Annotated in this window: 2 protein-coding genes; both read right to left on the reverse strand. The window is 69.3% G+C overall.

Annotation, left to right across the window (positions count from 1 at the left end; all coding sequences use genetic code 11):
- Window positions 1-979 (reverse strand): OmpA/MotB family protein (locus tag G9H71_RS22735; RefSeq protein WP_166285012.1); only part of this gene is annotated, 979 nt, incomplete at its 3' end.
- A 4-nt stretch (window positions 980-983) separates the two neighbouring features.
- On the reverse strand, window positions 984-1,286 hold a 303-nt coding region (locus G9H71_RS22740), incomplete at its 5' end, for a motility protein A (protein WP_196792394.1).

The following is a 1,286-nucleotide window of genomic DNA, read 5'->3' on the forward strand; positions in this document are numbered from 1 at the left end:
GCGAGTCCGTGGACTCGGTCGTCGCGTGCGAGTCCGTCTCGGTCTCGGTGGCTTCCGTTGTCGCGGCCTCGGCGTCCCCGGCCTCGGCGGCGGCGAGGTCCTCCTCGGTGGCCTCCTCGGTGTTGGTCGAGCTGGCCTTGAGCTCGTCGGCGAGGATCACGATCTCGACGCGCCGGTTGAGCGTGTCCGCCCGCGGGTTGGTCTTCGGGTCGTAGAGCGGCTGGGTGTCGGCCAGGCCGGCGGCCTCCATCCGCTTCCACGGGATGCCCTCGTGGCTGCCGAGGTAGGTCACGACCTCGCTCGCGCGGGCGGTGGAGAGGAACCACTCGTTCTTCCAGCCCGCGGGCCGGGCCTTGACCGTGTTGGTGTGCCCCTCGATGACCAGCGGGTTGTCGACGGTCTTGAGGACCGGTGCCACCGTCTCGAGCACCGCACGCCCGCCGGCGGCGAGGTCGGCGCTCGACGGCGCGAAGATCACCCGGTTGGTGACGATGCTGACGACGAGCCCGCGCTCGTTGATCCGCGTCTTCACGGTGTCGGTGAGCCCGCGCTTGGACAGCTCGGAGTCGATCTTCTTCTCCAGCTCCTCGAGCTTCTTCGCCTCGGCCGCGGCCTTGGCCACCTGCTCGCTGCGCAGCTTGCGCTCCGCCGCGCTCAGCGCCTGGGCGGTGACGCCCGACGCGGCCTGCGGGGTGATGTTCTCGAGCGCGTCGGTCGGCATCGGGTCCATGCCCGGGTCGTCGAGGGCGCCGTTGCTGCCCTCGATGACCGAGACCTCCGCCCCGAAGCCCTTCTTGAGCTCCTCGAACTTCTTCTTGTCGACCTGACTGATCGCGAAGAGCACCACGAACAGCACGAACAGCAGCGTCAGCATGTCGGCGTAGCTGACGAGCCACCGCTCGTGGTTCTCGTGCTCCTCCTCTTCGTGCTTCTTGGGGCGCCGGCCCTTGCCGTGGCCCCCGTGCCCACCGCTGCTCATCGGGTCACGCAGCCTTCTTCTCGGACGAGGCGCCGCCGTCGGGCAGCAGCGAGTTCAGCTTCTGCGCCACGACGCGCGGGTTCGAGCCGGCCTGGATCGCGAGGATGCCCTCGACGATGAGCTCGCCCTGGGCGGCCTCGAGCTCGGTCAGGCGCTGGATGCGCTTGGAGATCGGGAACCACATGACGTTGGCCGACAGCACGCCCCACAGGGTCGCGATGAACGCCGCGGCGATCGAGTGGCCGAGGGTCTCGGGCTTGTCGAGGTTCTCGAGCACGTGCACGAGGCCCATGACGGTGCCGATGAT

This window comes from Motilibacter deserti (assembly GCF_011250635.1).
Lineage (GTDB): Bacteria > Actinomycetota > Actinomycetes > Motilibacterales > Motilibacteraceae > Motilibacter_A > Motilibacter_A deserti.